The sequence below is a fragment of the Caenispirillum salinarum AK4 genome, from assembly GCF_000315795.1.
GTDB classification, from domain to species: Bacteria; Pseudomonadota; Alphaproteobacteria; order Rhodospirillales; family Rhodospirillaceae; genus Caenispirillum; species Caenispirillum salinarum.
Genome location: NZ_ANHY01000032.1, coordinates 1 through 5486, shown reverse-complemented (window position 1 = coordinate 5486; position 5486 = coordinate 1). Strand labels below are relative to the sequence as shown.

The following is a 5486-nucleotide window of genomic DNA, read 5'->3' as shown; positions in this document are numbered from 1 at the left end:
AGGCCGCGCATCACCTCGCGCGCGCGGTCGGTCTCGGCGCCGATCACCACGCGGTCGGGCCGCATGAAATCGTTGATGGCCGAGCCCTCGCGCAGGAACTCGGGGTTGGACACCACGTCGAAGTCCGCGTCGGGGCGCGTGGCGCGGACGATCTTCTCCACCTCGCGCCCCGTGCCCACGGGCACGGTCGACTTGGTGACGACCACCGTGTAGCCGTCCATAGTGCGCGCGATCTCTTCCGCCGCGCCGTAGACGTAGGACAGGTCCGCATGGCCGTCGCCGCGGCGGGACGGCGTGCCGACGGCGATGAAGACCGCGTCCGCGCCCTTCACCGCCTCGGCCAGCTCGGTGGTGAATTCCAGCCGGCCGGCGGCCACGTTGGACGCCACCAGCTTGTCCAGGCCGGGCTCGTAGATGGTGATCTCGCCGCGCTTGAGCCGTTCGATCTTACTTTCGTCCTTGTCGACGCAGGTGACGGTGACGCCGAACTCGGAGAAACAGGCACCCGACACCAAGCCGACGTAGCCGGTGCCGATCATGGCTATGCGCATTGCGATCCTTCCCTCACGTCTGTCACCCCGGCCCAGCCGGCTCCGCCGTGTGTATAGACCCCGCCGCCGCGGCGTGCAATGGACGCGCGTTGCGGCGGGCCGCCGTTCCGCGCTTCCGTGGGGCTCGGAAAAGCCGCAGTTGTCAGACGAAGTTGCGCTTGCATCCGGTCATCGTGCATGTCTTCTTAGGGCGCCGATCTTGAGTCTGGAGGGGATATTGGGCGACATGACAAAGCGCGACTCGGCCACTGGTGCCATCCATCCGGTTATTCTGTCGGGCGGTTCGGGCACGCGGCTGTGGCCGCTGTCGCGGGAGTGCCGTCCCAAGCAGTTGCATTGCCTGATCGGCTCGGAGTCGCTGCTCCAGGAAACCGCCGCCCGCGCCGCGGAGTGGTCGGCGCCGCTCATCGTCTCCAACGAGGAGCACCGGTTCCAGATCGCCGAGCAGATGCGTCAGGCGGGCATCGCGCCGCGCGCCCTCATCATCGAGCCCTCGGCCCGCAACACGGCGCCGGCGGCCGCCGTGGCCGCCCTGCTGCTCGCGGAAGAGGACCCTTCGGCGCGCATGCTGGTCATGCCGTCTGACCACGCGATTCGCGATGTGGCGGCCTTCCGCGCCGCCGTCGAGGCCTGTGCCGCCGCCGTCGGCGACGATCGGCTGGCCTGCCTTGGCGTCACGCCGACCCGTCCGCACACGGGATACGGCTATGTGGAGCGGACGCCGGAGCCGGTCGCGCCGGGCGTCGCGTCGATCGTCCGGTTCGTGGAAAAGCCGGACGCCGCGCGGGCGGCGGAGTTCATCGAAAGCGGAAACTTCCTGTGGAACGCCGGCATCTTCCTGTTCCCGGTTGCCGCCTACCTCGATGCCCTGGCCGAGTACCGGCCGGAGATGCTGGAGCTTTGCCACGCCGCCGTTGAGGAGGGGACGCGCGATCTGGATTTCCTGCGCCTCGCCGAGGCTCCGTTCAGCCGCATCGATGGCGACAGTATCGACTACGCCGTGATGGAGCACGCCAAGGATGCTCTGGTCGCCGAGCTGGATGCCGGCTGGTCAGACATCGGCTCTTGGTCGTCGCTGCACGAGGAAAGCCCGAGCGACCCGAGCGGCAACGCACTGGTCGGTGACGTGACGGCCATGGACTGCACGGGCAGCTATCTGCGCAGCGACAGCCGGCTGCTGGTCGCCATCGGCCTGGAGGACCTGGTCGTGGTCGCCGAGGACGACGCGGTGCTGGTCGCGCGGAAGGGCGAGGATCAGCGGGTCAAGGATGCCGTCGCGGACCTGAAGGCGCGCGGCCGCAAGGAAGCGACGCTGAATACCACCAGCTTCCGTCCGTGGGGCACCTTCCAGACCATCGACGAAGGGCCGCGGTTCCACGTCAAGCACATCATGGTCAAGCCCGGCGAGAGCCTGTCCCTGCAGATGCACCACCACCGCAGCGAACACTGGATCGTGGTCGAGGGCACCGCCGAGGTGACCCGCGACGAGGATACGTTCCTGCTGTTCGAGAACGAATCGGTGTTCATCCGCGCCGGTCAGACCCATCGCCTGCGCAACCCGGGCAAGTTGCCCTTGCGGCTGATCGAAGTGCAGTCGGGCGCCTACTGCGGCGAGGACGACATCGTCCGCTTCACCGACGAATACGGACGTATCAAGGTCCTGAGCGAAAAGTGAGGCGGCGATGAGAGTCGCCGTCACCGGCGCCACCGGTTTCGTGGGTACGGCGCTTTGTCCACGCCTGCGTTCGGCCGGCCTAGCTGTCCGCGCGCTGGTGCGGCGCGCGCCGGCACCGCCGTCCGCGCCGGAGTTCGACGAAACGGTGGTCCTGGGGGATATCGAGACCGCGCCGCCAAGTGCCCTGGTCGAGGCGCTGAAGGGCTGCGACGCGGTTGTTCATCTGGCCGCCAAGGTCCATGTGATGAACCCGACGCCGGCCGATGAAGTGGACTTCCGCGCCGCGAACGTCACGGCCACGCGGCGCCTTGCGGAGGCCGCCGTCGCGGCCGGCGTGCCGCGCTTCGTGTTCCTGTCGACCATCAAGGTCAACGGCGAGGCCACCGGTCCGGGCGCCGTGTTCAGGCCCGACGACGCGCCTGGTCCCGAAGACCTGTATGCCCGGTCCAAGGCTGAGGCGGAGGAGGCCCTGCTCGCGGTGCACCGCCTGGCCGAGCCGGTGGTTCTGCGTCCGCCGCTGGTCTACGGGCCTTGCGTGAAGGGCAACATGCGGGCGCTGGCGCGGCTGGCGCTCAAGCCCTTCCCCTTGCCCCTGGGACTGGTGCGCAACAGGCGCAGCCTGGTCGGGCTGGCCAACCTGTGCTCGGCCTTGGAGCACCTGACGGTGGCGCCGGGGGACGCCGTGGCGCGCCGCGTGTTCCTGGTCAGCGACGGCCGCGACCTGTCGACGGGCGAGTTGGTCGGTCTCATGCGCCGTGCCGTGGGCCGGTCGCCGCGCCTGCTTCCCGTTCCGCCGGCGCTGTTGCGGGCTGCCCTGGCGGCGTCCGGGCGGGGCGCGATGGCCGACCGGTTGCTGGGCGACCTGTGTGTCGATGCCTCGGCCCTGCGCGCCACGGGATGGACGCCGCCGGCCTCGGTCGAGGAGGAACTGGCGCGCCTCATGGCGGCCGAAACCGGCGGATCCGACCGCGACACCTGATTACGCGACGGTCGACGGTCCGCCGGTGCTACTACGCGCTGCCGCGCCCGCGCATGGCCACCACCAGGAAGGCCAGCGCCGCCAGAAAGGCGATCGACCAGCTTTGCCAAGCCCCGAAACCCGTCAGCCAAGAGGTCGCGACGGCGCCAATCAGGCCGATGGCGCAGACCTGGTCGCGGACCTGCCAGTGGCGCAGCCGGAGGATGACCAGGGCGGCAAGGGCCAGAAGCAACACGACACCCACGACGCCCAGTTCCATGAACACCTGGACGTAGGTGTTGTGGGTGTGCAGTGGAATGATGTCGGTGCCGGGTCCGGTGAAGATCGGTACTTCGCCAAAGTTCGGCATGGCCCGCGAGACACCCAGGCCCCACCCGGAAAACGGACGTTCAAGACCGTGGCGGATCGCGAAGTCCCAGATGTGGAAGCGGTGCAGCAGCGAGGCGAGGGCGTTGTTGGCCACGCCATGGGACGCAGCCCAAGTGTGGGCCTTCGCAGCGACCACCAGGCTGAGCGGGGCGAGTACCACCATGGCCGCCGCCGCCGCGCGCGCAAGCGCGCCGGGCGCCACCTTGGCAAGCCCGAGCGCCGCGGCGCCGGCCGCCAGTCCACCGAGGCCCGCCAGGGCGGCCGTGCCGCTGTCCAGGCCGAGCGGTACGAGGCCGGAGACCGTCACCAGCGCCGTCGCCAGCAGGGGCCGCCCCAGGTGGGCGGCGGCCATGGCAGCAGGCCACGACAGCAGGACGATGAGCAGCGTGGTGCGGTTCAGCACATGGGGTTGGGCATGGTCCCGCCATCCAAGGTCGGCCATCAACTGGTGCCAGGGCAGGCCGGTGTATCCCTCCACGGCCGTCGCGGCGGTCAGCAGGCCGGCGCCCCACAAGGCGACGCGGCGCACGGTGTCGCGGCCGTCCTCTGGCAGCGCATTGGCGGCCGCCACCAGGACGACCGCCATGACAGCGGTGCCGAACAACTGGCCGGACTTCTGCAAGGTCACGCCGGTGTCGATGGTCCAGAGCGTCGTCACCAGCCCCCAGACGATGCCGGCACCAAGCATCGCGAACAGGCCCAGCGGCAGGGCAGGGGGCGTGCGGCGGAGCCACCAGAGGCTGCCGTACAGGCTCAGGCCGATGACGGCACCGGTCACGGGCGCGGCCAGGGGGGCGACAAACGCGATCAGGTAGATGGTCGCCGCGAAGATGCCCGCCAGCGCCGAAAGCCGGTCGGACGCGGGGTCGATTTGGGACATTTCGAGCTCTGCCACCTTGAACGCGTTCGAGACAGCCCTGCTATAGCCGAGTTGCTGCGGTGTCGCAAAACATCGCTGTGCCGCCGTCAGCTCACCGGCTCATGCCTTGCATCGGCCGCGGCAAGCGCTTATCAACGGTGGTCTTCGAGGCGCACAAGGGTCGGCACGTGCAGCACAAGATTTACGTTATCACGCTTCCCCGGGCGGAGCACCGCCAGCAGGCCGTCCGCACGCAGCTGGAGGCGCTGGATGTGCCGTTCACCTTCGTCGAAGGTGTCGACGGCGCCGCACTGGAGAGGCCTCCGGCTGGCTACCGGGGGCGGCTGCGCCGGCTGTTCTACGGCAAGGACCTGACGGCGGGGGAGATCGGCTGCTTCCTGTCGCACCGCGCGGCGCTGGAGCAGTTTCTCGCCGAACCCGAACCCTATGGGGTGATCTGCGAGGACGACGTGACGTTCTGCGGCGACACAGCGGCGGTGGTGGAGGACATCGTCTCCCAGGGGCTGGACTTCGACCTCGTCCGCATGACGGCGTCGGACAAGATCGCGCGCAGCCGCAAAAAGTGGCACGTGATGGACCTGTCCGGCCGCTATGCCCTGTATCGCATGCTGGACCTGCCGTGCGGCGGCTGGGCCTATCTCGTGTCGCGCCAGGGTGCGCAACGGCTGCTGGACGCGTCCCGGTCATTCTGGATGCCGTTTGACACGCTCCTTGCGATGGCGTGGCACTCGGGCGTCGATGCTTATCACCTGCTGCCGTCGCCCATCCTGCACGAAGGCACCGAGACCCTTATCGGCACCGGCCGGTTCGAGTGCCGGCGGCCGTCGGGGCTGGCGGGCGCGGTCTACCGCCTCTCGCGCCCGTGCTACAAGGGATACGAAGCCCTGAGCCGGCTCGCGATGGCCACCCGGTACGCCCTGACGGACCGCCGCCGCCGGTCGTCCTGAGCCGGCGCAAGGCTCCAGCGTCAGTCCGGGAAGTTCGAATAATACCAAATCCGACGGGCACTGACTCGCCGGAGGTTCCCAAACG

The 5486-nt window shown here is 69.2% G+C and carries 5 protein-coding genes; 3 read left to right on the top strand and 2 right to left on the bottom strand.

Features of this window, described 5'->3' with window-relative positions; all coding sequences use genetic code 11:
• A partial coding sequence (locus C882_RS21610; protein ID WP_043647156.1) for a nucleotide sugar dehydrogenase occupies positions 1-551 on the bottom strand: 551 nt, incomplete at its 3' end.
• A gap of 226 nt (positions 552-777) precedes the next feature.
• On the opposite strand from C882_RS21610, the gene C882_RS21605 reads away from it, so the two are divergent.
• Together C882_RS21605 and C882_RS21600 are read left to right on the top strand one after the other, a co-directional pair.
• The gene (locus C882_RS21605) at positions 778-2226 is read left to right on the top strand and encodes a mannose-1-phosphate guanylyltransferase/mannose-6-phosphate isomerase (protein WP_043647158.1); all 1449 of its coding nucleotides are present in this window, start codon (positions 778-780) and stop codon (positions 2224-2226) included.
• Positions 2227-2233: 7 nt separating this feature from the next.
• Positions 2234-3205, top strand: a complete 972-nt coding sequence (locus C882_RS21600; protein ID WP_009542822.1) for an NAD-dependent epimerase/dehydratase family protein — start codon at positions 2234-2236, stop codon at positions 3203-3205.
• Positions 3206-3236: 31 nt separating this feature from the next.
• On the opposite strand, the gene C882_RS21595 is transcribed toward C882_RS21600, so the two are convergent.
• Entirely contained in the window at positions 3237-4454 is a 1218-nt protein-coding gene (locus C882_RS21595) for an O-antigen ligase family protein (protein ID WP_009542821.1), read from the bottom strand.
• A gap of 167 nt (positions 4455-4621) precedes the next feature.
• Here C882_RS21595 and C882_RS21590 point away from each other — a divergent pair, with 167 nt between their 5' ends.
• Positions 4622-5401, top strand: a complete 780-nt coding sequence (locus C882_RS21590) for a glycosyltransferase family 25 protein (RefSeq protein WP_160166805.1) — start codon at positions 4622-4624, stop codon at positions 5399-5401.
• The last annotated feature ends 85 nt before the right edge of the window (positions 5402-5486 follow it).